Raw genomic sequence first — 23,848 nt, 5'->3', positions numbered from 1 at the left:
CGGGTTTTACGACATTTTTCAATCGATTACGGCGCGCACTCGCTGCGCCGATTCCCACGGATGGCATCAGACAAGGAACTCGCCGATTTTCTGGCGGGCGTCGAAAGGCGCGCGTTCAAGCAGACGGTCTACGCCGTGCGCGACGACGATGCCGCCCTGGATATCGTTCAGGACGCAATGATCAAGCTCGCCGAGAAGTACGGCGACCGTCCCGCAGCCGAGCTTCCTCTTCTCTTTCAGCGTATTCTCCAGAATGCGACGCACGATTATTTTCGTCGCCAGAAAGTACGCAATACTTGGGTCAGTCTTTTCTCATCGCTAGGCAACGCCGAAGACGAGGAATTCGACCCGCTCGAAACCCTCGAATCCGAGGCAGGCTCGGTCGGGGCCGAGAGCAGCGAGCAGGCGCTCGAGCGCGATCAGGTGCTCGCGCTGATCGACGCGGAGATCCAAAAATTACCGGCACGTCAACGGGAGGCGTTTCTCATGCGTTACTGGGAAGATATGGATGTCGCCGAGACCGCCGCCGCAATGGGCTGCTCCGAAGGCAGTGTCAAGACCCACTGCTCGCGAGCCACGCACACACTGGCGGCCGCGCTCAAGGCCAAAGGAATCACGCTATGAGCTCCGCTCCCGATACAAAAGAACTCGAATTCGCACTCAAAGTGCGTCGCGCGCTCGACGAAAACGCCGCCAACCTGCCTGCCTCCGCTGTCGGCAAGCTGGCCTTGGCGCGGCGCGCCGCCCTCGCCCGCAAGAAGCCGGAAGCCGTCACTGCACCGGTCTTCGTGCCGGTGCTCGCCCATGCCGGCGTCAATGCGAGCATGCCCGCTTCGCCCCCCGGGCAACACCGCGCGTCGCCGCTGCGCCGGCTAGCCCGCATGTGGCCGCTCGTCGCGCTCGTTCTGGGCGTGATGGCCGTTGCCTACTGGGAAGACGTGCAGCGCTCCGCCGAACTCGCCGATATCGATGCCGCCATGCTGAGCGACGACCTGCCGCTCAACGCATACCTCGATCACGGGTTCAACGCCTATCTGTCGCGCGCCCGCTAAAGCGGCAGGGAGAACATCGGGGTGAGCTACAAGCGCGGCTTGGCCGTTGTGTTCGGGTGCGCGATCGCGGGCCTGGTCGCATTCGCCGCCACCTATCCACGCTTCTATCCGGCGCAGGGCGCCGCGCCCTCGGCAGGCGCGGCTACGGGTGCGTCTGCGCCTCCGTCGCTGGCGGCCGACCTCCCGTCGCTGCCGATCGACAGCAACCCGCTCTCGTGGGCGCACCTGACGCCCGACGAGCACGCGGCGCTCGCACCGTTCGCGTCCGAATGGGACGGGTTCAGCGACGAACGCAAGCGCAAATGGATCAAGATCGCGTCGCGTTTCGCGAAGATGTCGCCTGAAATGCAAAAAAGACTACACGATCGCATGATGGAGTGGGCCAAGATGACGCCGGAGCAGCGGCGTGTCGCCCGCGAGAACTATCAAGTCTCGAAAGAGCTTCCGGCGCAGGCGCGCCAGAACGCCTGGAAGGCCTATCAGCAGTTGCCCGAAGAGCAGAAAGAGAAGCTGGCCGCGACCGAGCGCAAGCGCCGCCCCACCGTCGTCAGCGCGCCGCCGTCAGGCAGCAAGAGTGAGATCAAGGGGATCAACCGCCTCGTGAACCAGCACGAGCACCCGGGCGGCAGCGTGGCAGCCCTGCCCGCGCCGAGCCCCACGAGCGAGCCGGCGTCCATCGGCTCGCCGCAAGCGCCGATGCCGGGCACCGTGACGCCGGCGGTGCCGACGCCGGTATCGCCATCCGAAGCGCCGTCGATCTACCAAGGCTCCTGACCGCGGTTGCGCCCTCCCGTGCCTACGCCCGCCCCCGCAACCGACGCCCTCCCGCCTCACCCTCCCGCCGCGAGCGCGCCACCGACCGTGCGCCGCAGGCTTGCGGCGCTGGCCTATGAAGGCGTGATCCTGTTCGGCGTGGTGTTCTTCGCCGGCTATCTCTTCAGCACGTTGACGCAGCAGCGCAACGGCCTTACCCATCACAACCTGCTGGCCGCCTGGATCGGCCTCGTGGTCGGCATCTATTTCGTCTGGTTCTGGACCCACGGCGGCCAGACGCTGCCGATGAAAACATGGCGTCTGCGCGTAGTCAGCGCCGACGGCGCGGCCGTGCCGGCGATGCGCGCAATCGTCCGCTATGTGCTCGCGTGGCTGTGGTTTCTCCCGCCGCTCGCCTTGCACCCGCTCCTGAACCTGAGCGTGCCCGCGACGCTTGGCGCCTGTGCCGCCTGGTTCGTGCTGTGGGCCGCCGCGGCGCAGCTCGACAATGAGCGACAGTTCCCGCACGACCGGCTCGCGGGCACCCGCATCGTCACCGCCGATCTCGCCCGGCCCGACACAAAAAAGGGCCGATGATGCACTTTTGCAACGCCCGGCACGTCGCCGGAGGGGAGTAATAAGAACTTCTCGTGACTGTCACGGAGCAGTCACAGCCTCATGGCGGAATGCGCGTATTGCAACTCGGCGCGTGAGCCATGGACCAGAACACGTCCGCGACTTCCCTCCTCCGCCAAATTGGCGCCAGCGTCGACCCCGTCGCGTTCCGTCCGGCCTCCGCGGGGGGCTCGCCGCCCGTCCCGCAAGAACCTGGTCTTCCGCCCGCGTCAGCGAGCAGCCACCACGATGACGACGATGCCAGCTCGCACCGCTACCGCACCATCTGGCTGTCGGACATCCATCTGGGCTCGAGCGGCAGCCAGGCGCCATACCTGCTCGACTTCCTGCGCCACAACGAATCGGAGTACCTGTACCTCGTCGGCGACATCATCGACGGCTGGCAGTTGAAGAAAGGCTGGTACTGGCCGCAGGCGCACAACGACGTCGTGCAGAAGATCCTGCGCAAAGCCAGAAAAGGCACGCACGTCGTCTACATCCCGGGTAACCACGACGAAGGCGCGCGGCAGTTCTGCGATCTCGCGTTCGGCGACATCCACGTACGCGGCGAGGCGTTCCACACGACGCTCACCGGCAAGCGCCTGTGGATCGTGCACGGCGACTTGTTCGACGGCGTGATCCAGCACGCGAAGTGGCTTGCCTACCTCGGCGACACCGCCTACTCGCTGATCCTGATCCTGAACCGCTGGTTCAACCGCATCCGCATCAAGCTCGGCTTCCAGTACTGGTCGCTCTCGCAATACCTCAAGCACCAGGTGAAGAACGCGGTCAACTTCATCTCGTCGTTCGAACGCGTGATGACCGATGAAGCGCGCCGCCGCGGCTGCGACGGCGTCGTCTGCGGACACATCCACAAGGCCGAGATCCGCGACATCGACGGCGTGCTCTATTGCAATGACGGCGACTGGGTCGAGAGCCTGTCGGCGCTCGTCGAAACACTGGAAGGCGAGCTCAAGGTCATCTACTGGACCGTGATGCGCTCGCCGGAAGTCAGCTCTCGCAAGGCGAAAGCCACTGCCTAACTCTGTTCCTCATCGGACCGCCAACAATGAAAATCCTGATCGTCACAGATGCATGGGAACCGCAGGTCAATGGCGTGGTGCGCACGCTGAAGAACACGTCGCGCGAGCTGGCGGCGCTCGGCCACCGCGTCGAACTCCTCACGCCGCTCGAGTTCAAGACGATCCCGTGCCCGACTTATCCGGAGATCCGGCTGTCGCTGTTTCCGCGCCGCAAGCTGAATGCGCGCATCGACGAGTTCGCGCCCGACGCGCTGCACATCGCGACCGAAGGCCCGCTCGGCCTCGCCGCGCGCGCCTATGCGATCAAGCACAAGCTGCCGTTCACGACCGCCTATCACACGCGCTTTCCCGAGTACGTGCAGGCGCGCTTCGGCATTCCGCTCGCGGCCACCTACAAGTTCCTGCACTGGTTCCATAAGCCGTCGCTGGCGGTGATGGCGCCCACGCCGGTCGTCAAGGCCGATCTCGAGAAGTACGGCTTCACCAACGTCGTGCTGTGGACGCGCGGCGTCGATCTCGACATCTTTCATCAGATGGAATCGAAGGTCCTCAACACCGCGCGGCCGATCTTCCTGTACGTGGGGCGCGTCGCTGTCGAGAAGAACGTCGAAGCGTTCCTGAAGCTCGACCTGCCCGGCTCGAAGTGGGTCGCGGGCGAAGGCCCGGCGCTCGCCGAGCTGAAGTCGCGCTATCCGCAGGCCAACTATCTCGGCGTGCTGACGCAGGCCGAGCTGGCGAAGGTCTATGCGGCCGCCGACGTGTTCGTGTTCCCGAGCCGCACCGACACCTTCGGCCTTGTGCTGCTCGAAGCGCTCGCCTGCGGCACGCCGGTGGCGGCCTACCCGGTGACGGGCCCGATCGACGTGCTCGGCGACGGCGGCGCGGGCGCGATGCACGAGGACTTGCGCGAAGCCTGCCTCGAAGCACTGAAGATCGACCGCAACCATGCCCGCGCGTGGGCCGAGCGCTTCTCGTGGGCGGCGGCTTCCGAGCAGTTCGCGGCGCATTTGAAACCGCTGCCGCGCCAGTCGTTCAGCGAGGAAAGCGCAGCCGCATGACGCGCGGCACGACAGGCGCCAAGGCGCAGCCGATGCCGCCCGCGACGCCGCGGGCCGGTCGGCCGTCGCCGGACGCCGCTTCGCGCGACGGCAGGCTCGCTGCCGAGCCGTTCGGCGACCCCGCGCCGTCGCCCCCCGCGCACGCCGTGAGCACGCCCTCCCCCTCGGGCGCGATAATGACCACACCGTCGAACGACACGTCTAGCAACCCGCCAGCCGCGCCGGCCGGTCACGCCCCGCAGGTCACGCCGATGCGCCTTCATCTCTCCGATTCGCACGATAGCGCCGACGCGCACGAGCCGCTCGGCCCCGACGATCCGCTCGCGCCGCTGCCGTTCAACCCGTACAAGGGCAACCGCGGCATCACGCGCGCCTGGCATGCGCTCAAGAACTCGCTGAACGGATTTCGCGTGGCGATCCGCGAGGAGAGCGCATTCCGTCAGGAGCTCACCCTTACGGCGATCCTGGTGCCGTGCGGCATGTTCGTTCCCGTCGATGCGGTTTCGCACGTGCTGCTGCTAGGCTCAGTGCTGCTCGTGCTGATCGTCGAGCTGCTCAATTCGAGCGTCGAAGCGGCGATCGACCGCATTTCGCTCGAACGCCACGAACTCTCCAAGCGCGCGAAAGACCTGGGCAGCGCGGCGGTGATGGTGGCGCTTTTCGTCTGCGTAATGACCTGGGTGCTGATCGTCGGGCCGCTCGTGGTGCGCTGGACCGGGCACTGGATCGGGCGCTAGAAGCGCTTCGGTTCGGACCCCAAAACGCAGACAACACGCCTGTGCGAAGCGGCAATTCGGTCTAGACCAGTAAAAACCCTGAATCCAAACCTGGATAAGAGAACGACCGTTTATAATCGCCCGGCAGTCTCAAAATCATAGAAACCGAGCCGGGTCTACGCCGCGACACCCCCATTGCCGTGCGCCAGTCCCGGCGGAAACCAGGGCCGAGAGATGGAAGCCAAACCTCCCCGCCGTACTCGTGAGCGCATTCTCGAGTTGTCGCTGAAGCTCTTCAACGAGATCGGTGAACCGAACGTCACGACGACGACGATCGCCGAGGAAATGGAGATCAGCCCCGGCAATCTTTACTACCATTTCCGTAACAAAGACGACATTATCAATAGCATCTTTGCGCAATTTGAACAGGCTATTGAACGTCGTCTGCGCTTTCCCGAAGACCATCGTCCGACGATCGACGAGACCTGGTCCTATCTGCAGTACATGGCCGAGTTCATGTGGGCCTACCGTTTCCTGTACCGGGACCTGAACGACCTGCTCGCGCGCAACCGCACGCTCGAAACGCACTTCAAGCAGATCATCAGCCACAAGGTGCGGTTCGCACACGAGATGTGCGAACTGCTCGTCGCCGACAACGAGATGGTCGCCACGCCGGAAGAGATCCAGGTGATCGCGACCAACATGGGCGTCGTCTCGACCTACTGGCTGTCCTACCAGTTCGTCATGAACCCGCGCAAGTACAACGAGCAGGACGCGATCCGCGACGATCTGCACAAAGTCAGCGTGCACGTGATCTCGATGATGGCGCCCTACCTGCGCGGGCGCTCGCGCCAGCTCTTCGACGACCTCGTCTCCGGCAAGCTGCCCAAGCGCGAGTTCGCCGACTTCCTGCCACCCCGCGAGCCCGGCGCGGCACGCTCCGATGCGAAGGACGCCCGCTAGATGAAATCGGTATGCGTGTACTGCGGCTCTTCGTTCGGCGCGAAGCCGGTCTATGCGCAGGCCGCGCAGGCGTTCGGCCGCGCGCTCGTGGACGCGGGCCTGACGCTCGTCTACGGCGGAGGCCGCGTCGGCTTGATGGGCACGATCGCCGATGAGGTGCTTGCCGCCGGCGGGCGCGCGATCGGCGTGATTCCCGAGCTGCTCGTCAACAAGGAGGTCGGGCATCGCGGGCTGTCGGAGCTGCACGTCGTGCCGGACATGCATCAGCGCAAGAAGATGATGGCCGACCTCTCCGACGCGTTCGTCGCGCTGCCGGGCGGTGCGGGCACGCTCGAAGAGCTGTTCGAGGTCTACACCTGGGCGCAGCTCGGCTATCACCACAAGGCCGTGGCGCTCTACAACATCGACGGCTACTACGATCCGCTCGTGACGATGCTCGAGCACACGGTGCAGGAAGGCTTCATGCAGCAGACCTACCTCGATATCCTGCAGATCGACACCGATCCCGCCGCGCTGATCGACAAGCTCAAGCGCTATCGGCCGCCCGGCAATGACAAGTGGTCCGCCACGCCTGCTACCGGCGCAGTGTGACAGCGGCGCCGCCACCTTCCCCCAACCCTCGACAAGCCCCCTAATGACAAAAACGGTTCTGATCACGGGCGCGAGCCGCGGCATCGGCCGGGCGACAGCGCGCCTGCTGGGCGCGCAGGGCTGGGCGGTGGGCGTGAATTACGCAAGCAACCGCGCGGCTGCGGAAGACACTGCCGCCGAGGTGGTGCGAGCCGGCGGCCAGGCATGCGTCGTTCAAGGCGACGTCGCCGACGAAACGGCTGTCGTTGCAATGTTCGACGCCGTCGTGGCCGCCTTCGGCCGCATCGACGCGCTGGTCAACAACGCAGGCATCGTCGCGGCCTCGCTGCCGCTCGCCGAGATGGACTATGCCCGCCTGAAGCGCATGTTCGATGTCAACGTCCTCGGCACCTATCTCTGTGCGCGCGAAGCGGCGCGACGCATGTCGACGGACCGCGGCGGCCATGGCGGCGCGATCGTCAATGTTTCGTCGGCAGCCTCTCGCCTCGGCTCGCCGAACGAGTATGTCGACTACGCCGGCTCGAAAGGCGCGATCGATACGCTGACGATCGGCCTCGCCAAGGAGCTCGGCCCGCGCGGCGTGCGTGTGAACGCTGTGCGTCCCGGCCTGATCGACACGGAGATCCACGCGAGCGGCGGCCGTGCCGACCGCGCCGCCGTGCTCGGCGCACAAACGCCCGCCGGGCGGCCCGGCACGGCGGACGAAGTAGCCGAAGCGATCGTCTGGCTGCTCGGCGACGCTGCGTCTTACGTGACCGGCGCCCTTCTCGATGTCGCCGGCGGACGCTAGGGTGTCCCACCCTTACCCAGCCTTTGCGAGAGCGAGCGCCCGTATCCGTGCGGATCTTCGCGTGAGCGGCCCCCGCGAGCCCTCGCCATTTGCGCCAAGAATCCGCATGCAAACGACATAACTTCACAATTCTCCACAAATCCCCGTAATACTCAGTAACAAATGCGAGATAGCATGGCGCAACCCTGACAGCTTGGCGCCCGCGCGTGTCGCGCTTGTCAGCGACCCACGCGACGAAGCATCACGAGGCCGGGTTCCAAGCAGAATTCGGCCGTCAGGACCGGACCATGCAGGACTCCTCATACTCCTCCTCGCGCCACGCACGCGCCGGTGCGCCGGTCGCGCCAGGCGCCGTATCGATGACGCCCTCGGTGGCGACACCCTCCACCGTCGCCCGGCCTGCAGGGCGTGCGCTGCCCTGGTCGGGACTGCGCATCGCGCTGGCGGTCGTCGCCATGCTGTGCGCCTACCTGCTGCCCGGCACGCTAGGCCACGATCCCTGGAAACAGGACGAGACCTATACCTTCGGCATCATCCAACACATGCTCGAATCCGGCGACTTCGTCGTGCCGAGCAACGCCGGCCAGCCGTTCGTCGAGAAACCGCCGCTCTACGACTGGATCGCGACCGGCCTTGCGTGGCTCTTCGAGCGCTGTATGCCGCTTCATGACGCGGCGCGGCTCGCGAGCGCGCTCTTCACGGCGCTCACGCTCGGCTGCGTCGCACGGCTTGCGCGCGGCGCGACTCGCGCGCGCGGCTGGCTCGACATCCGCGTGCTGGGCGCGCTCGCGCTCTTTGCCGGCACGCTCGTCGTGCTCAAGCATTCGCATGACCTGATCACCGATGTTGCGCTGATGGCCGGCACCGCACTCGGATTCTGCGGGCTGATCGAGCTTACCGTCGCCTTCGTGCGGCGACCGCAGGGGCCGGCCAGGCAAGCGGTCCGGACGGCCTCGATCATGCTCGGCGCAGGCGTCGGCATGACGTTCATGACGAAAGGCCTGTTCCTGCCGCTCGTCTTCGGCGCAACGTTCTGTGCGATCCCGCTGCTCTACCCCGCCTGCCGCAGCCGCGCTTTCCTGCGATCGCTCGGGCTCGCCGCGCTCGTGTTCGCGCCGTTCGCGCTGATCTGGCCGATTGCGTTCTATCTGCGCTCCGAAGCGCTCTTCGAGGTCTGGTTCTGGGACAACAACGTCGGCCGCTTCTTCGGCTTTTCGGTGTCGGCGCTCGGCTCCGAGAACAACAAGCCGTTGTTCATCTGGCGTGCGCTCGTCACCGTCGGCTTCCCGGTTGCTCCGCTCGCCGCAGCCGCGCTCGCGAGCGGCGCGTGGCGGCGCTGGCGCGAGCCGCAGATCGCGCTGCCGGTCGTGTTTTGCGGCGTCGGCCTCGTCGTGCTGCAAGTGTCGGCGACATGCCGGGAACTCTATGTCCTGCCGTTCATCGCGCCGCTCACGCTCGTTGCGCTGCAGGGTGTCGAGCGCCTGCCGCAGCGCGTTCACCTGGCCTGGGACTACGCGAGCCGCGCGCTGTTCGGCGCCATTGCGGCAGTAGCCTGGGTCGTCTGGTCGGACATGACGGACCCGGCGAGCACGCATGCAAACCTGCAATGGCTCGGCCGCTGGCTGCCGCTCGACTGGACCCTGCCGATCAGGCCGCATCTGGTGCTCGCCGCACTTACGCTGACGATAGGCTGGGTGTGGCTGATGCCGCTCTTCGCGCGCGCCGGCAAATGGCGCGGTGCGTTCAGCTGGTGCACAGGCGCCGTCGTCACGTGGGGACTCGTGTTCACGCTGCTCGTGCCGTGGATCGACGAGGCCAAGAGCTATCGCTCCGCCTTCGAGGATCTGGACACCCACCTGAACACGGCATGGATTCCCGGCGACTGCATGGCGAGCCTGAATCTCGGCGAATCGGAAGCGCCGATGCTTTATTACTTCACGGGGGTCCTGCATCGGCCAGCGGCCACGCCGGATGCTTCCGCCTGCAGGTGGCTCATCGTACAAAGCGTTCGCACCGACGCAGCGGCGCCGGACAGCAACTGGGAGCCGTTCTGGTCAGGCGCGCGTCCCGGTGACGATAGCGAGCTCCTGCGCGTGTTCGTGCGCAAGCCAGGGCAAGCGCTCGCCGTGCGTTGAGCGGTTGAAGGCAGCGGTTGCGCTGAACGCCAATTGCTGCCCGCGCCTCGCGGAGCGTTCAAAACGAAGACCCGGGCTCGCGCAGGAACGCGATCTCCTCGTCGGTCGAAGCGCGGCCAAGCACGGCGTTGCGATGCGGAAATCGCCCGAAGCGCTCGATGATGCGCGCGTGCCGATGCGCGTAGTCGAGATAGCCGGTGTCCCCCGCTTCGCGCTCCAGCTCGCCGAAGAGACGTATCGCTTCGCGCTGGCTCTCGATCGACTCGTCGTGCTCGAACGGTAGATAGACGAAGGCACGGTGAATGCAGGACGGCAAACGCAAGTCCGCGCCGGTCTCGACCATCCGCTTGGCGACTTGCAGCGCACGCGCATCGGCTTCGAATGCGCGCGCGCCGCCGCGGTGGCAGTTGCGCGAAAACTGGTCGAGCACGACGACGAGCGCCAGCGCGCCGAGCGGCGTGCGCTGCCAGTCGTCGTGGCCGCCGCTCGCCGCCGTCGCAAGCGTCGCGCCGAAACGCTCGCGCAGGAGCACGTCGAAAGTGTCGTCGCGGGCAAACCACATCTTGCGGTCGCGGCCGAATTCCGCCGAACCCGGCACGCCGAACCAGAAGTCGAGCACGGCGCGCGGGGCCGGATCGAGCGCGGCGTAATCGCCCGGTTCCGGTGTGCTGGCGGCGGTGGAAGCGCCGCTGCTGCGCGGCGTCATGATGCGAGCTCCAGCACGAGGCGCCGCGTGCGCGCGCTCTTCTTCTCGAGCTTCACCACCCGCAGCGCGCCGATCTCCTGCGTATTGCGCACATGAGTGCCACCGCAAGGCTGCAAGTCGACGCTGTCGATGCGAAGGAGCCGCACGCGCCCAAGCCCCATCGGCGGCTTCACGCTCATCGTGCGCACGAGCTCGGGACGCTGCTCCAGCTCTTCGTCGGTAATCCATTGGGTCGCGACGGCATGCGCGCCGCCGACCAGTTCTGCGAGCCGCGCTTCGACGAACTCGCGCTCGATTGGCTCGACGGTGGCGAAATCGAGCCGCGCGTAGTCTGCCGTGATGCTGCAGCCGTCGACCGGATACGGCAGCACCGCGCACATCAGGTGGCTCGCCGTGTGCAGCCGCATGTGCCGGTAACGGCGCGCCCAGTCGATCTCGACGGCCACGCGAGCGCCCGCCGCGAGCCGCGCGAGCAGCGCCTCCTGGCCGGCAGCCGGAACGTGGACCGCGTCGTCGGACGTCGCCCCTTCGAACTTCGCCTTGCGCGTATCGGCGATCTCGACGCGCGTGCCGTCGGCGAGCGTGAGCGCGCCGGTGTCGCCCGCCTGGCCGCCGCCGAGCGGGTAGAACACGCTCTGGTCGAGATGGATGCCTTGCTCGTCGATGCGGGTAATCGACGCGTCGCAGCGCGTGAGATAGGCATCGTCGCGAAAGAGTGCACGCATGGTCATCGGGAGTCCTTTTCTGAAGCGCCAAACGAAAAAGCCATTATGCCGAGCCGCGATTCACGTCGAAAGATCAGCCATTCGGCCGATATCGGCAAAGCCGTACCGGCTGACGACCCAGGCCAATTTCAGGCCGGCGTGCCGCGCGTCAGCCCGGCCGGTTGCGCATCCAGTCGGCCGTGTCGAAAAACGAATGCAGCAGCCGCTCGCGCAACGCGTCGTCGATGCCGACGCCCTCCATCGCCCACGCCATGCAGCGCAACCACTGGTCGCGCTCGGACGACGCGATCGCGAACGGCAGATGCCGCGCGCGCAGCCGCGGATGGCCGAAGCGGCTGATGTAGTGGTCCGGGCCGCCGAGCCAGCCGCACAGGAACCAGAAGAGCTTGTCGCGCGAGCCGTCGAGCGTCGGAGGATGCAGCGCGCGAATGCCCGCGAATTCGGGCTCGAGGTCCATCAGGTCGTAGAAGCGGTCGACGAGTTCGCGCACGCGCGCCTCGCCGCCCACCAGATCGAAGGCCGTCGGCTGTGACGGGGCCTCGTCGTCGAGATCGGTCATACGGTAAGCCAAGAGAAAAAAGTGATCGCCGGGGCTGCCGCGCCGCTCACGCATCCCGCAGCGACTGCGCGGCCGGTCGCCGCAGCACATGCCGCAGGCTCAGCCAGCCGCCGACGCCCGCGCACGCCACGCCGGCCGCCACCCCGGCGGGCAGCACCCATGGATCGAAGTCGAGATAGAACTCGAAGACGCGCGTCGCCAGCACCACGCCGAGCGCCTGCGCGCCGATCGCGCCCATCAGCCCGGCAAGCGCGCCGACGGCGACGAACTCCGCCACCTGCACCGAGCGCACCTGCCGATGCGACGCGCCGAGCGCGCGCAGCAGCGCGGATTCTCGCATACGCTCGTCGCGCGTGCCGGCGAGCGCCGCGTACAGCACGAGCACGCCGGCCGTGAGCGTGAACGCGAACAGGAACTGCACCGCGCCGATCACCTGCGAGACGACGCGCTGGATCTGCGCGAGGATCGGCCCGGTGTCGATGGCGGTGAGGCTCGGGTAGGCGGCGATCAGGCCGTCGATCACCGCCCGCCGCCCGGTCGGCAGATGGAAGCTCGTGATGTAAGTCGCCGGGAAGCGCTCGAGCGCGGCCGGCGGCATCAGCACGAAGAAGTTGACCTTGAACGACCCCCAGTCGAGCTTGCGCACGCTCGTGACCTGCGCATCGATCGGCAGGCCCGTCACGTCGAAGCGCAGCATGTCGCCGTTCTTCACGTGGATCAGCTTCGCGAGCCCCTCTTCGATCGAGATCTGCGGCTTCGCCGTATCGCCGAACCAGTCGCCCGCGACGATGCGGTTGTCGTCGGGCAGCGTCGTGCGGTACGACAAATTGAATTCGCGATCGACGAGGCGCTTCGCATCGTCTTCCTTGTAGGAACCCGGATCGACCGGCTTGCCGTTGATCGCGACGAGACGGCCCTTCACCATCGGCTCGAGCGCGGCGCCGAGAATCCCCTGCGACGCCAGATACCGCTCGACGGCTGCCTTCTGGTCGGCCTGGATATCGATGATGAATTCGTTCGGCGCGTCGGGCGGCGTCGATTTGCGCCAGCCGGCGACGAGGTCGTCACGCGTGATCGCGATCAGCAGCAGGCACATCAGGCCGATCGCCAGCGCCGTGATCTGCAGCGCGCTGGCGGCGCTGCGCCGCTCGAGCGACGCGAGCGCATAGCGCCAGCCGATCCCCGCGTTGACGCGCTCGCTGCGCGCGATGCGCGCAGCGCTCCAGAGCACCGCGCGCGCAATGCCGACAAACACCAGCATGCCGGCCGCGAAGCCGCCCGCGACGATGCCTCCGAGCTTCAGCTCGCCCGCCGCGAGCACGAGCAGTCCGGCAAAGAGCGCAATGCCGAGTGCATACGCCAGCCACGCGATGCGCGCGGTCTCGCCCCATTCGCGGCGCAGCACGCGCACCGGCGGCACGCGCGTGAGCGGCAGGAGCGGCGGCAGCGCGAAGCCGAGCAGCAGCACGAGCCCGGCCGCGATGCCTTCGAGCGCGGGCCATACGCTCGGCTGTGGCAGCTGGACGTCGATCAGGCTGCCGAGCCAGACGAGCAGCGCCCAATGCCCCCCGTAGCCGAGCGCGACGCCGAGCACACCGCCCGCCAGGCCGAGCAGCAGGAATTCGAGCGCGAAGAGCGCGCGCAGCGCGCCCTGGCTGAGCCCCAGGCAGCGCAGAACCGCGCCGCCGTCGAGATGGCGCCGCATATAGCGATGCGCGGCCATCGCGATCGCGACAGCCGCGAGCAGCGCGGTCAGGAGCGCGACGAGCGTGAGGAAGTGGCCGGCGCGATCGAGCGTCTGCCGGACCTGCGGCTGGCCGTCCTGCAACGATTCGAGCGCGACGCCGCGCATCTTGCCGCCGTCGACGCGCTCATGGGCGAACGCCGCGAACTGCGCGACGGCCGCATCGCCGCCCGCGACGAGCAGCCGGTAGGTCACGCGGCTGCCGTAGCCGATCAGGCCCGTCGACGCGAGCTCGTCCTCGCGCATCATCAGGCGCGGCGCGAAGTTGACGAACGCGAAGCCTCGGTCGAGCTCGCGCGTGATGACGGCGGCGATCGTGAACGTGCGCGTGCCGACCTCCACCGGATCGCCGACGCGCACATGCAGCGCCTCGAGCAGCTGGGCGTCGACCCAGACGGTGCCCGGCGCGGGAATGCCGCCGGCGGGACGATCGGGCGCATCGGGCCCGGCAGCGATGCGCAGCGCGCCTCTCAACGGATACGTGCTCGTCACCGCCTTCACGGCGGCGAGCCGAGCAATCGATTGCGCGTCCTTGTCGGCCGCTTCCTGCGACGAAATCATGCTGGCGAAGATGATGGTCGTCGCCGTCTTCAAGTCGAGCGCCTTCGCCCTGGCGGCGAACTGCGCATCGACCGGATGATCGGCGCGCACGATGAAGTCGGAGGCGATCATCCGCCGCGCGTCGCGCTCGAGCCCCTGATGCAGCCGGTCAGCGAGAAAGCCGACGCTCGCGAGCGCCGCCACCGCCAGCACGAGCGCGAAGAGCAGCATCGTCAACTCGCCCGCGCGCCAGTCGCGCGCCGTCATGCGCCACGACTGGCGCACGAGATCGGCGAAGGAAAGACGGTTCTTGCCGGATGCGAGGGTTGGCCGGCTCAATCGTGCTTGCTCCCGAACGAGCCGAGCCGGGAGACCATATGCGTCGCCATGCCGCGAAAACCGCCCTGCACGCCGCGCCACAGCCGCGGCAGCACCCAGCTCGCGAACAGCAGGAAGCCCGCCATCAGCGCGAGGAACAGCACCGGCACGAGCAGCGCGAGCGCGAGCCCGACGAACACGAGCCCGTCCTCGGCCGACGAGGCGACCCAGTTCGAGAAGGGCTCCGGCGACAAATTGATCAGCGCGCGCGTGCCTGCCTTCGCCAGATGCGCGGAGCCGGCCAGCGTGCCGCCCGCGAGCGCGGCGACGGTCAACAGCGCCGGATCGGCATGGCCGAGCGCGCCGGCCGCGAGCAAGGCGCCCGCCGGGATGCGGATGAAGGTGTGGACCGCGTCCCAGAGCGAATCGAAGGCGGGAACCTTGTCGGCAAGGAATTCGGCGACGGTCAGCACGGCCGCCGCGCCGATCACCCAGGGCGACGACAGGACGGCCAGCGTATCGGGGAGGTGGATAACGCCGAAGCGCTGCAGGACGCCGGCGAGGAAAACGGTCAAGTAGAGGCGCAGGCCGCTGGCCCACGACAGGCCGGCTCCGAGCGAAAGTGCGTCTAGCATTGCCCCCTCCTTGCGTAACCGCCGGCTGCCGGCTTCGCGCGGCGGGCAGCTTCGGCAGCATTCAGCGCGACGCTCGACAAGGCCAGGGCCGGCGACGCTGCCACCCGCGCAAGCCATGCGCGGGACTATTTCAAGATGGAATCGGCTTCATTATAGCCACGCCGATTCGCCATCCGCATGCGTCGCGTGAACGCAACGCCCGGACGGCAAAACCGCCGCCCGGCTCGCCGGGCGCGGGCTCGGGAAAGTCTCCGGGAAACCGGTCAGACCGCGCCCACCAGCCGGTAGCCGACGCCCGTCTCCGTCACGATGTGCTCGGGCTGGGCAGGATCGGTCTCGAGCTTCTGCCGCAGATGCGCCATGTAGATCCGCAGATAGTGGTTGCTTTCCACGTGCGACGGCCCCCACACGTCGCGCAGCAGCTGCCGGTGCGTGAGCACGCGGCCGGCGTGCCGCACGAGCGTCGCGAGGAGCCGGTACTCGATCGGCGTCAGGTGGACCGCCTCGCCGTTGCGCCAGACCTGGCGCAGCGCGAGATCGACCGACACGTTGCCGAAGCGCACTTGCGGCGACTCGCTCGCGCCGCCCTGGTTGCGGCGGCGCAGATGCGCGCGGATCCGCGCGAGCAGCTCGGAGACGCCGAACGGCTTGGTCAGGTAGTCGTCGGCGCCGGCGTCGAGCGCGGCGACCTTCTCCGTCTCCTGGGTGCGCGCCGACAGCACGATCACCGGCATCTCGGACCAGCCGCGCAGTTCGCGGATCACGTCGAGCCCGTCGGTATCGGGCAGGCCCAGATCGACGATCACGAGATCGGGCTTGCGCGTCGCCGCTTCGACGAGCCCCTGCTTGCCGGTTTCGGCGTCGAAGACGGCGATTCCCTCGGTTTCGAGCGAGGCGCGCACGAAGCGGCGAATCTGCTTTTCATCCTCGATCAGGACAACGGTGACGGTCGGCTCACTCATGGCTGGCGGTTCGGGTTGTTGTCGGAGGAATGAGCGAGACCGGCTGCCGCGGCAGGTTCGGCGGATTCCGGTGACTCCCCGGTATCGGGCTCGGGCGGCGGCGTTTCGACCGGCAGCGTAAACCAGAAACGCGCACCGGCCACGCTGCCGTCGCCCGCGGTGCGGTTGAACGCGCCGATCGTGCCGCCGTGCGCGTCGACGATCGCCCGGCAGATCGCGAGGCCCAGCCCGATGCCCGGCTTGGCCGATTCCTTCTCGCCACGCGTGAACTTCTCGAATACGCGCGCTTCCATGCCGGGCGGCAGGCCGGGGCCGTTGTCGTCGATCGTGACGCGCACGAACGGCTTGCCGTCCTCTTCAATGCGCTCGGCGCCGATCAGAAGCGGCGTGCCGGCGGGCGTGTACTTCGCGGCGTTCTCGAACAGATTGGCGAAAAGCCGCTCCATCAGCACCACGTCGAGCTGCAGCAGCGGCAGATCGGGCGGCAGCTTCACCTGCGCCGGATGCTGCGCGAGCACGCGCTTGCAAGCGCCCAGCGCCGCGCCGACCGTCTCCTCGAGCAGCGACCATTGGCGGTTCAGCTGCAGGCCGCTCGACTGGAGGCGGGCCATGTCGAGCAGGTTCGTGACGATGCCCGTCATGCGCAGCGCTTCCTCGTGGATCGCCTCGACGAGGTCGTCGCCCGGCTGCGGCGCGGCGTTCGCTTCGCGGCTTTGCGCAAGCATCGACGAGAAGCCGACGATCGACGTCAGCGGTGTGCGCAGGTCGTGCGAGATCGCCGACAACAGCGAGTTGCGCAGCCGTTCGGACTCCATGTTCACGAGCGCGTCGCGCGCGATCTCGACGTAGTGGACGCGCTCGAGCGCGAGGGCGATCTGCGCGGCGAACGTATCGAGCATGCGCTGCTGCTCGGGCACTTCGAGCTCGCCCATGTCCTGCATCATGACGGCGAGCACGCCACGCGTGCGCATCGGCGCCTTCAACGGCAAATACAGCGCCTGCGCGGCAGGCAGCGTATCGGTGCCGCGGCCCGCGGGCTTTTGCTGGTCGTAGACCCACTGGCCGACGTCGATGTCGAGCTCGCTGCCTTGCAGCGTGATCTTCTCGTCCGGGTCCTCGACCTTCTGCTTCACCTTGTCGGCGCTGTCGGGCAGCAGCATCGCGACGCGCGCGCGGAACACCTCGCTCATGTGGCGGCTGCCGATCTCGACGATCTGCTCCGTCGTGAGCGCCGCGGCCAGCTCGCGCGCCATCGCGTACATCGCGCCGGTGCGCCGCTCGCGGCGCCGCGCGACGGACGCCTCGCGGCGGAAGCTCGAGGTCAGGTGGCTGATCACGAGCGAGGTCAGCAGCATGCCGAAGAAGGTCAGCACGTATTGCGTGTCGGAGACCGAGAACGACATGCGCGGCGGCACGAAGAAAAAGTCGAACGCCGCCACCGACAAGAACGACAGCACGACGCCCGGCCCGCGCCCCAGCTTCACCGCCGCGAACACGACGCCGAGCAGGTACAGCATGACGAGGTTGGTCAGGTCGATGTGATCGTGCAGCTGGCTCGAGAGCGCCGTGATCGCGGCGCAGATCGCCGCCGCGTACGCGTACATGCGCGGCGGCGATCTGCGCTCGCCGCCGGCCGCCAGGGCGTCGCGCCAAGCGCGCGTCGCGGCGTCGAGCGTACTGCCCTGCTCGCGCGTCTCGCGTTCGGCGAAGGCGCGGATCAGCGTGACGTCGAGGTCGCCCGCCTGCTCGGCGATCTTCTCGCCCATCGGACGCTTGAGCCAGCGGTTGAAGCCGACGCGCGACGAGCCGCCCGCGACCAGCTTCGAGACGTTGCGCACGCGCGCATAGCCGACCAGCGCGGCGACGGCGTCGTTGCCGGCGAGCGTCGCGGTCTCGGCGCCGAGCTCGGCGGCGAGCTTCAGTGCGTTCAAGGTGCGCTCGCGGATCTTGTCGGGCAGTTTCTGCAGCTTCGGCGTTTCGACATAGACAGCGATCCAGTCCGCCTTCAGGCTCGCGGCCAGGCGCGCCGCCGCGCGCACCAGCGCGGGCGCCTCCTCGCCGGGGCCGACGCAGGCGAGCAGCCGCTCGCGCGCCTGCCAGATGCGCTGGATCGAGCGGTCGGCGCGGTACTCGCGCATCTGCGCGTCGACACGGTCGGCCGTGCGCCGCAGCGCCAGCTCGCGCAGCGCGATCAAGTTGCCCTTGCGGAAGAAGTTGCGCACCGCCCGCTCAGCCTGCTGCGCCATGTAGACCTTGCCTTCGCGCATCCGGTCGAGCAGCTCCTCGGCGGGCAAATCGACGAGCGTGACTTCATCGGCCATGTCGAACACGCGGTCGGGCACGGTCTCCCAGACGCGGATGCCGGTGATCTGCCCCACCACGTCGTTGAGGCTCTCGAGGTGCTGGACGTTGACGGTCGTGTAGACGTCGATGCCCGCGTCGAGCAATTCGTGCACGTCCTGCCAGCGCTTGAGATGCCGTGCGCCCTGCACGTTCGAGTGCGCGAGCTCGTCGACGAGAATCAGCTGCGGCTTTCTGGCGAGCGCCGCATCGAGGTCGAACTCGCCGATGGTGCGGCCGCGGTACTCGATCTGCTGGAGCGGCAGCACGTCGAGCCCTTCGAGCAGCGCGGCGGTCTCCTCGCGTTTGTGCGTCTCGACGATGCCGACGACGATGTCCACGCCTTCGTCCTTGCGACGGCGCGCCGCCTGCAGCATCGCGTAGGTCTTGCCCACGCCCGCGGACGCACCGAAGAAGATCTTCAGCTTGCCGCGCTGGCGCTTTTCCTCGTCGCGCTGGAGCTTGTCGAGCAGTTCATCGGGATTGGGTCGGTTCATGCGTGTGGGCTCGTGCAGGCGATGTCGTTATTGTGTTCGTAACGCTTACAAATGGCAAAAAGCGACGCCGCCCGTGGGCAGCGCCGCCTTCTCTCGCGAAGCGGGTTCAGCCGCGCTTGGCTTCGTCGAGCGCGAGGTTCAGCTCGAGCACGTTCACGCGCGGCTCGCCGAGCACGCCGAGCTGGCGGCCCTGCGTGAACTTGTCGACGAGCGCGGCCACGTCGGCTTCGGACATGTTGCGCGCCTTCGCGACACGCGCGACTTGGTACTGCGCCGCCGCCGGACTGATCTCCGGATCGAGGCCGCTGCCCGAGGACGTCACGAGATCGACCGGCGCCGGCTTGCTCACGTCGGTGCCCGCCGCCTTCAGCGCGGCGATGCGGCCCTTGACCTCATCGGCGAGCGCCGGGTTGGTCGGGCCCGTGTTCGAGCCGCCCGAGTTCAGCGGGTTGTACGGCATCGGCGTCGTGGCCGACAGACGCCCCCAGAAGTACTGCGGCGCGTCGAACTGCTGGCCCATCAGCGACGAGCCGACCACCTTGCCGTCCTTCTCGATGAGGCTGCCGTTCGCCTGCTTCGCGAACACGGTCTGCCCGATCACGGTCATCACGGCGGGATAAGCGAGTCCGGTGATCGCGGCGAGCACCGCGAAGATCACGATCAGCGGACGGAACAATGTCTTCATGATTGTCTTCCTCAAACTATGCCGTTCAGGCCCAGCCGAACGCCGTCAGGACCATGTCGATCAGCTTGATGAACGGGAACGGCAGCAGGATGCCGCCAAGGCCGTAGACCAGCAGATTGCGGCGCAGCAGCGACGCGGCGCCGAGCGGACGGTACTTCACGCCCTTCAGCGCGAGCGGGATCAGCGCCACGATGATCAGCGCATTGAAGATCACCGCCGACAGGATCGCCGACGACGGCGACGTCAAATGCATGATGTCGAGCACGCGCAGCTGCGGGTAGGTCGTCGCGAACGCCGCCGGGATGATCGCGAAGTACTTCGCGACGTCGTTGGCGATCGAGAAGGTCGTCAGCGAGCCGCGCGTCATCAGCATCTGCTTGCCGATCTCGACGATCTCGATCAGCTTGGTCGGGTTCGAGTCGAGGTCGACCATGTTGCCCGCTTCCTTCGCCGCCTGCGTGCCGGTGTTCATCGCCACCGCGACGTCGGCTTGCGCGAGCGCCGGGGCGTCGTTGGTGCCGTCGCCGGTCATCGCCACGAGCCGCCCTTCGGCCTGGTGCGCGCGGATGGTCTTGAGCTTGGCCTCCGGCGTGGCCTCGGCGAGGAAGTCGTCGACGCCCGCTTCGGCCGCGATCGCGGCGGCGGTCAGGCGGTTGTCGCCCGTCACCATCACGGTCTTGATGCCCATCTTGCGCAGCTCGGCGAAGCGCTCCTTGATGCCGCCCTTGACGATGTCCTTCAGCTCGATCACGCCGAGCACGCGCGCCGCGCCTTCGCCCTTCTCCGCCACCACGAGCGGCGTGCTGCCGCGCCGCGCGACGTCGGCGACCGCGCTCGTCACTTCGCTCGGCACGCGGCCGCCGTTGGCTTCGACGTAGGTCTTGATCGCATCGGCCGCGCCCTTGCGGATCTCGCGGCCGGGCAGGTCGACGCCGCTCATGCGTGTCTGCGCCGAGAAGCCGATGAACTCCGCGTGCAGCGAGGCCATGTCGCGCTGGCGAATGTTGAAGCGCTGCTTCGCCAGCACGACGATGCTGCGGCCTTCCGGCGTCTCGTCGGCCAGCGAAGACAGTTGCGCGGCATCGGCGAGTGCTTCCTCGGTCACGCCCGGGGCGGGCACGAAGGTCGACGCCTGGCGGTTGCCGAGCGTGATCGTGCCGGTCTTGTCGAGCAGCAGCACGTCGACGTCGCCCGCGGCTTCGACCGCGCGGCCCGAAGTCGCGATCACGTTCGCCTGCATCATGCGGCTCATGCCGGCCACGCCGATTGCGGACAAGAGACCACCGATCGTCGTCGGAATCAGGCACACGAGCAGCGCCACGAGCGCGGTGATCGTCACCACATGCCCTGCCTTCGCGGCTTCCACCGAGAACATCGAGAACGGCAGCAGCGTCGCGGTCGCGAGCAAGAGCACGATCGTCAGCGCGACGAGCAGGATGGTCAGCGCGATCTCGTTCGGCGTCTTCTGGCGCTTCGCGCCTTCGACCATCGCGATCATGCGGTCGAGGAACGCCTCGCCCGGGTTCACCGTGACCTTCACGACGATCCAGTCCGACAGCACGCGGGTGCCGCCCGTCACCGACGAGAAATCGCCGCCCGATTCGCGGATCACCGGCGCGGATTCGCCCGTGATCGCCGATTCGTCGACCGAGGCGACGCCATCGACCACTTCGCCGTCGGCCGGAATCGTGTCGCCCGCTTCGACGAGCACGATGTCGCCCTTGCGCAGCTCGGTCGCCGAGATAACGCGGATCGGCGCCTTCGGATGCGGCTCGTTGAGCTTCTTCGCCGTCACGTCGCGCTTCGCGCTCTTCAACGACGCAGCCTGCGCCTTCGAGCGGCCTTCGGCGAGCGCCTCGGCGAAGTTCGCGAACAGCACCGTGAACCAGAGCCACAGCGCGATCGCGAGGATGAAGCCCGCGGGCGCTTCGGCCTGGCCCGCGAGCGCCGCGAACCACAGAATCGTCGCCAGAACGCTGCCGACGTAGACGCAGAACATCACCGGGTTACGCAACTGGTGACGCGGCGTCAGTTTCTTGAATGAATCCACGATCGCCGGACGCACGAGCGCCGGATCGAACATCGACCGTGTTGCAGAATGTTGAGTCATTGGAATCCTCTAATGCTCTTTTTTCGTGACCCTGGGTTAGTGGTTCGACATCATCAGCAGATGTTCGATACCCGGGCCGAGCGCCAGCGCAGGCACATAAGTCAGCGCGCCGACGAGCAGAACCGTACCGAGCAGCAGCACCACGAAGAGCGGCCCATGCGTGGGCATCGTGCCGCTCGTCGCCGCAATGCGCTTCTTCGACGCGAGCGAACCCGCGATCGCCAGCACCGGCACGATCGTGCCGAAACGGCCGAACCACATCGCGATGCCCGTCAGCCAGTTGTAGAACGGCGTATTGACGGACAAGCCCGCGAACGCGCTGCCGTTGTTGTTCGCCGCCGAGCTGAACGCATAGAGAATTTCGGAGAACCCATGCGCGCCCGGGTTGGCGATGCCGGCCTTGCCGGCATCGGTGAGCACCGCGATCGAGGTCAACACGAGCACGAGCAGCGGCGTGAGCAGAATCACGATCGACACCATCTTCATCTCGTACGATTCGATCTTCTTGCCGACGTATTCGGGCGTGCGGCCGATCATCAGGCCCGCGACGAACACCGCCAGGAGCGCGAACACGAGCATCCCGTACATGCCGGAGCCGACGCCGCCGAAGATCACTTCGCCGAGCTGGATCAGGAGCATCGGGATCAGGCCGCCGAGCGGCGTCAGCGAGTCGTGCGTGTTGTCGACGGCGCCGCACGATGCCGCCGTGGTCGCGACCGTGAAGATGCCCGACTGCGCGATGCTGAAGCGCGTTTCCTTGCCTTCCATGTTGCCGCCCGCCTGCAGCGCGCCAGCCGACTGGTCGACGTTCAGCGACGCGAACACCGGGTTGCCCGACTGCTCCGCGTTGATCTCGCCCACCACGCAGACGGAGAACGCGATCGTCATCACCGCGAGCACCGCGACGCCTTGCTTGCGATCGAGCACCATGTTGCCGAACACGAGGCACAGCGAGGCCGGGATGATCAGAATCGCGAGAATCTGCAGGAAGTTAGAGAACGGCGTCGGGTTCTCATACGGATGCGCCGAGTTCGCATTGAAGAAGCCGCCGCCGTTGGTGCCGAGCATCTTGATCGCTTCTTGCGACGCGACCGGCCCCATCGCGATGGTCTGCTTCGTCACTTGCGTGTCGGCCATCACCGGGTTGCCCTTGGCGTCCTTGACCGGGTTGCCCTGCGCGTCGGTCTTCGGCGCGCTGTAGGTGGTCTGCTGCAGGACCGGGACGTCCTCGTAAGCCTTGAAGTTCTGGATCACGCCCTGGCTCATCAAGAGCGCGGCAATAATCGCCGACATCGGGATCAGCACGTACAGCGTGACCCGCGTGAGGTCGACCCAGAAGTTGCCGATCGTCTTCGCCGTATGGCGCGCAAAGCCGCGGATCAGCGCAATCACGACGACGATGCCGGTCGCCGCCGACAAGAAGTTCTGCACGGTGAAGCCGAGCATCTGCGTCAGATAGCTCACCGCCTGTTCAGGCGTGTAGTCCTGCCAGTTCGTGTTGGTGACGAAGCTGACCGCCGTGTTGAACGCACCGTCGACCGTCATCGCGGAGAACTGCTGGGGATTGCCCGGCAGGAAGGCCTGCACGCGCAACAGCAAATAGAGGAACACCGTGCCGAACACGTTGAACGCGATCGTCACGATCGCGTAGTGCTTCCAGCTCATCTCCGCCTGCGGATCGACGCCCGCGACGCGGTACAGCACGCGTTCGAGCGGACCGAAGAGGCGCACGACGCCCGAAGTGCCGTCCATGACGCGCGTGAGGTACTTCGACACCGGCACCGCGCATGCGAGCAGGACGACGATATAAAGCGCCGATTGAAGGATATTGTTCGCGTTCATTCAATATCCTCCGCATAGAGAAGTGCATACACGAGATAGACAAACAAGAGCGCCGTGGCCGCCCCCGCCAACCAGAGCATCCAGTTCATGGCCGTTCCCCTTGGCCGCGCCGCGACTGGAACAGCTTGTCGCAGCCGGCAATCAACGCAAAGGTCAGCGCTGCAAAAAGCACCAGACCGCCGACGTACACCACATCCATTTTGTGTTCTCCATTTACGGATTTTGGACAACCGGAACGTTATGCCAACGGACGTAAAGGGCTGGTCAAAGCTCGCCGGGGGCATATAAAAAATCCGTAAACGGGATAGGGGCGCTCAGGTAGCCTGAGCGATCCTCTCCCATACATGGACGCCCCCGTTTTGCAAGGCCTTCGCGAACGATCGGCAGATGGGATTGAGATTGCGGCCATACATCCGGACTGTTGAGGAGGCGACAGCAACGCCTCTGTCCCTGATGGAATCTGCTGATC

The 23,848-nt window shown here is 66.9% G+C and carries 23 protein-coding genes; 11 read left to right on the top strand and 12 right to left on the bottom strand.

Features of this window, described 5'->3' with window-relative positions; genetic code table 11:
* Nucleotides 1–60: 60 nt before the first annotated feature.
* The 11 genes from FAZ69_RS29930 (at nucleotide 61) to FAZ69_RS29880 (ending at nucleotide 9,716) form a co-directional block, all read left to right on the top strand.
* Entirely contained in the window at nucleotides 61–624 is a 564-nt protein-coding gene (locus tag FAZ69_RS29930; protein WP_136898712.1) for an RNA polymerase sigma factor, read from the top strand.
* Nucleotides 621–1,052, top strand: a complete 432-nt coding sequence (locus tag FAZ69_RS29925; protein WP_136898711.1) for a DUF3619 family protein — start codon at nucleotides 621–623, stop codon at nucleotides 1,050–1,052. The genes FAZ69_RS29930 and FAZ69_RS29925 overlap by 4 nt, the downstream gene beginning before the upstream one ends.
* 21 nt (nucleotides 1,053–1,073) lie before the next feature.
* Nucleotides 1,074–1,826, top strand: coding sequence for a DUF3106 domain-containing protein (locus FAZ69_RS29920; protein WP_136898710.1), 753 nt, complete (start codon nucleotides 1,074–1,076; stop codon nucleotides 1,824–1,826).
* Nucleotides 1,827–1,832: 6 nt separating this feature from the next.
* Nucleotides 1,833–2,402, top strand: coding sequence for an RDD family protein (locus FAZ69_RS29915; protein WP_439654815.1), 570 nt, complete (start codon nucleotides 1,833–1,835; stop codon nucleotides 2,400–2,402).
* A gap of 119 nt (nucleotides 2,403–2,521) precedes the next feature.
* Entirely contained in the window at nucleotides 2,522–3,463 is a 942-nt protein-coding gene (locus tag FAZ69_RS29910; RefSeq protein WP_136898708.1) for a UDP-2,3-diacylglucosamine diphosphatase, read from the top strand.
* 26 nt (nucleotides 3,464–3,489) lie between these two features.
* Nucleotides 3,490–4,521 (top strand): glycosyltransferase family 4 protein, encoded by a 1,032-nt coding sequence (locus FAZ69_RS29905; RefSeq protein WP_136898707.1) that lies wholly within the window; start codon nucleotides 3,490–3,492, stop codon nucleotides 4,519–4,521.
* A complete protein-coding gene (locus tag FAZ69_RS29900) occupies nucleotides 4,518–5,258 on the top strand; it encodes a diacylglycerol kinase (RefSeq protein ID WP_240702529.1) in 741 nt (246 codons plus the stop codon). The genes FAZ69_RS29905 and FAZ69_RS29900 overlap by 4 nt, the downstream gene beginning before the upstream one ends.
* A gap of 213 nt (nucleotides 5,259–5,471) precedes the next feature.
* Nucleotides 5,472–6,200, top strand: coding sequence for a TetR/AcrR family transcriptional regulator (locus FAZ69_RS29895; protein WP_136898706.1), 729 nt, complete (start codon nucleotides 5,472–5,474; stop codon nucleotides 6,198–6,200).
* Nucleotides 6,201–6,791 (top strand): LOG family protein, encoded by a 591-nt coding sequence (locus tag FAZ69_RS29890; RefSeq protein ID WP_136898705.1) that lies wholly within the window; start codon nucleotides 6,201–6,203, stop codon nucleotides 6,789–6,791.
* 43 nt (nucleotides 6,792–6,834) lie between these two features.
* Nucleotides 6,835–7,581, top strand: a complete 747-nt coding sequence (locus FAZ69_RS29885) for an SDR family oxidoreductase (RefSeq protein WP_136898704.1) — start codon at nucleotides 6,835–6,837, stop codon at nucleotides 7,579–7,581.
* Nucleotides 7,582–7,868: 287 nt separating this feature from the next.
* Complete coding sequence (locus FAZ69_RS29880) at nucleotides 7,869–9,716, top strand: ArnT family glycosyltransferase (RefSeq protein WP_136898703.1); 1,848 nt, start codon at nucleotides 7,869–7,871, stop codon at nucleotides 9,714–9,716.
* A gap of 58 nt (nucleotides 9,717–9,774) precedes the next feature.
* On the opposite strand, the gene FAZ69_RS29875 is transcribed toward FAZ69_RS29880, so the two are convergent.
* The 12 genes from FAZ69_RS29875 to FAZ69_RS29820 all read right to left on the bottom strand — a co-directional run bounded on the left by FAZ69_RS29875 (nucleotide 9,775) and on the right by FAZ69_RS29820 (nucleotide 23,578).
* Complete coding sequence (locus tag FAZ69_RS29875; RefSeq protein ID WP_136898702.1) at nucleotides 9,775–10,422, bottom strand: DUF924 family protein; 648 nt, start codon at nucleotides 10,420–10,422, stop codon at nucleotides 9,775–9,777.
* The gene (locus FAZ69_RS29870) at nucleotides 10,419–11,153 is read right to left on the bottom strand and encodes an alanyl-tRNA editing protein (protein WP_136898701.1); all 735 of its coding nucleotides are present in this window, start codon (nucleotides 11,151–11,153) and stop codon (nucleotides 10,419–10,421) included. The genes FAZ69_RS29875 and FAZ69_RS29870 overlap by 4 nt, the downstream gene beginning before the upstream one ends.
* A 142-nt stretch (nucleotides 11,154–11,295) precedes the next feature.
* Entirely contained in the window at nucleotides 11,296–11,706 is a 411-nt protein-coding gene (locus tag FAZ69_RS29865; RefSeq protein WP_136898700.1) for a group II truncated hemoglobin, read from the bottom strand.
* Between the two features lie 46 nt (nucleotides 11,707–11,752).
* Nucleotides 11,753–14,257: an ABC transporter permease gene (locus FAZ69_RS29860; protein ID WP_136898759.1), complete on the bottom strand. Its 2,505-nt coding sequence runs from the start codon at nucleotides 14,255–14,257 to the stop codon at nucleotides 11,753–11,755.
* A gap of 68 nt (nucleotides 14,258–14,325) precedes the next feature.
* Entirely contained in the window at nucleotides 14,326–14,943 is a 618-nt protein-coding gene (locus FAZ69_RS29855) for a DUF4126 domain-containing protein (RefSeq protein WP_136898699.1), read from the bottom strand.
* Nucleotides 14,944–15,206: 263 nt separating this feature from the next.
* Nucleotides 15,207–15,905, bottom strand: a complete 699-nt coding sequence (gene kdpE / locus FAZ69_RS29850; RefSeq protein ID WP_136898698.1) for a two-component system response regulator KdpE — start codon at nucleotides 15,903–15,905, stop codon at nucleotides 15,207–15,209.
* Entirely contained in the window at nucleotides 15,902–18,742 is a 2,841-nt protein-coding gene (locus FAZ69_RS29845; protein WP_136898697.1) for a DUF4118 domain-containing protein, read from the bottom strand. Before FAZ69_RS29845 ends, kdpE begins: the two co-directional genes overlap by 4 nt.
* A gap of 106 nt (nucleotides 18,743–18,848) precedes the next feature.
* A complete protein-coding gene (kdpC, locus tag FAZ69_RS29840) occupies nucleotides 18,849–19,427 on the bottom strand; it encodes a potassium-transporting ATPase subunit KdpC (protein WP_136898696.1) in 579 nt (192 codons plus the stop codon).
* A gap of 25 nt (nucleotides 19,428–19,452) precedes the next feature.
* On the bottom strand, nucleotides 19,453–21,537 hold the full coding sequence (gene kdpB, locus FAZ69_RS29835; RefSeq protein WP_136898695.1) for a potassium-transporting ATPase subunit KdpB: 2,085 nt from the start codon (nucleotides 21,535–21,537) through the stop codon (nucleotides 19,453–19,455).
* 36 nt (nucleotides 21,538–21,573) lie between these two features.
* On the bottom strand, nucleotides 21,574–23,379 hold the full coding sequence (gene kdpA / locus FAZ69_RS29830; protein WP_136898694.1) for a potassium-transporting ATPase subunit KdpA: 1,806 nt from the start codon (nucleotides 23,377–23,379) through the stop codon (nucleotides 21,574–21,576).
* The gene (locus FAZ69_RS29825; RefSeq protein ID WP_136898693.1) at nucleotides 23,376–23,468 is read right to left on the bottom strand and encodes a potassium-transporting ATPase subunit F; all 93 of its coding nucleotides are present in this window, start codon (nucleotides 23,466–23,468) and stop codon (nucleotides 23,376–23,378) included. Before FAZ69_RS29825 ends, kdpA begins: the two co-directional genes overlap by 4 nt.
* Nucleotides 23,465–23,578, bottom strand: coding sequence for a potassium ABC transporter ATPase (locus FAZ69_RS29820; RefSeq protein WP_136898692.1), 114 nt, complete (start codon nucleotides 23,576–23,578; stop codon nucleotides 23,465–23,467). Before FAZ69_RS29820 ends, FAZ69_RS29825 begins: the two co-directional genes overlap by 4 nt.
* Nucleotides 23,579–23,848 lie beyond the last annotated feature (270 nt).

It is taken from the genome of Trinickia terrae, assembly GCF_005144415.1.
Classification (GTDB): domain Bacteria; phylum Pseudomonadota; class Gammaproteobacteria; order Burkholderiales; family Burkholderiaceae; genus Trinickia_A; species Trinickia_A terrae.
This window is presented reverse-complemented; position numbering and strand designations above follow the sequence as displayed.

Excerpts from the sequence above, each read along its gene's own strand:
- FAZ69_RS29930 (WP_136898712.1), top strand. The coding sequence starts at position 61 with ATGGCATCAGACAAGGAACTCGCCGATTTTCTGGCGGGCGTCGAAAGG.
- FAZ69_RS29925 (WP_136898711.1), top strand. The coding sequence starts at position 621 with ATGAGCTCCGCTCCCGATACAAAAGAACTCGAATTCGCACTCAAAGTG.
- FAZ69_RS29910 (WP_136898708.1), top strand. The coding sequence starts at position 2,522 with ATGGACCAGAACACGTCCGCGACTTCCCTCCTCCGCCAAATTGGCGCC.
- FAZ69_RS29905 (WP_136898707.1), top strand. The coding sequence starts at position 3,490 with ATGAAAATCCTGATCGTCACAGATGCATGGGAACCGCAGGTCAATGGC.
- FAZ69_RS29900 (WP_240702529.1), top strand. The coding sequence starts at position 4,518 with ATGACGCGCGGCACGACAGGCGCCAAGGCGCAGCCGATGCCGCCCGCG.
- FAZ69_RS29895 (WP_136898706.1), top strand. The coding sequence starts at position 5,472 with ATGGAAGCCAAACCTCCCCGCCGTACTCGTGAGCGCATTCTCGAGTTG.
- FAZ69_RS29890 (WP_136898705.1), top strand. The coding sequence starts at position 6,201 with ATGAAATCGGTATGCGTGTACTGCGGCTCTTCGTTCGGCGCGAAGCCG.
- FAZ69_RS29885 (WP_136898704.1), top strand. The coding sequence starts at position 6,835 with ATGACAAAAACGGTTCTGATCACGGGCGCGAGCCGCGGCATCGGCCGG.
- FAZ69_RS29880 (WP_136898703.1), top strand. The coding sequence starts at position 7,869 with ATGCAGGACTCCTCATACTCCTCCTCGCGCCACGCACGCGCCGGTGCG.
- FAZ69_RS29875 (WP_136898702.1), bottom strand. The coding sequence starts at position 10,422 with ATGACGCCGCGCAGCAGCGGCGCTTCCACCGCCGCCAGCACACCGGAA.
- FAZ69_RS29870 (WP_136898701.1), bottom strand. The coding sequence starts at position 11,153 with ATGACCATGCGTGCACTCTTTCGCGACGATGCCTATCTCACGCGCTGC.
- FAZ69_RS29865 (WP_136898700.1), bottom strand. The coding sequence starts at position 11,706 with ATGACCGATCTCGACGACGAGGCCCCGTCACAGCCGACGGCCTTCGAT.
- FAZ69_RS29860 (WP_136898759.1), bottom strand. The coding sequence starts at position 14,257 with ATGACGGCGCGCGACTGGCGCGCGGGCGAGTTGACGATGCTGCTCTTC.
- FAZ69_RS29855 (WP_136898699.1), bottom strand. The coding sequence starts at position 14,943 with ATGCTAGACGCACTTTCGCTCGGAGCCGGCCTGTCGTGGGCCAGCGGC.
- kdpE (WP_136898698.1), bottom strand. The coding sequence starts at position 15,905 with ATGAGTGAGCCGACCGTCACCGTTGTCCTGATCGAGGATGAAAAGCAG.
- FAZ69_RS29845 (WP_136898697.1), bottom strand. The coding sequence starts at position 18,742 with ATGAACCGACCCAATCCCGATGAACTGCTCGACAAGCTCCAGCGCGAC.
- kdpC (WP_136898696.1), bottom strand. The coding sequence starts at position 19,427 with ATGAAGACATTGTTCCGTCCGCTGATCGTGATCTTCGCGGTGCTCGCC.
- kdpB (WP_136898695.1), bottom strand. The coding sequence starts at position 21,537 with ATGACTCAACATTCTGCAACACGGTCGATGTTCGATCCGGCGCTCGTG.
- kdpA (WP_136898694.1), bottom strand. The coding sequence starts at position 23,379 with ATGAACGCGAACAATATCCTTCAATCGGCGCTTTATATCGTCGTCCTG.
- FAZ69_RS29825 (WP_136898693.1), bottom strand. The coding sequence starts at position 23,468 with ATGAACTGGATGCTCTGGTTGGCGGGGGCGGCCACGGCGCTCTTGTTT.
- FAZ69_RS29820 (WP_136898692.1), bottom strand. The coding sequence starts at position 23,578 with ATGGATGTGGTGTACGTCGGCGGTCTGGTGCTTTTTGCAGCGCTGACC.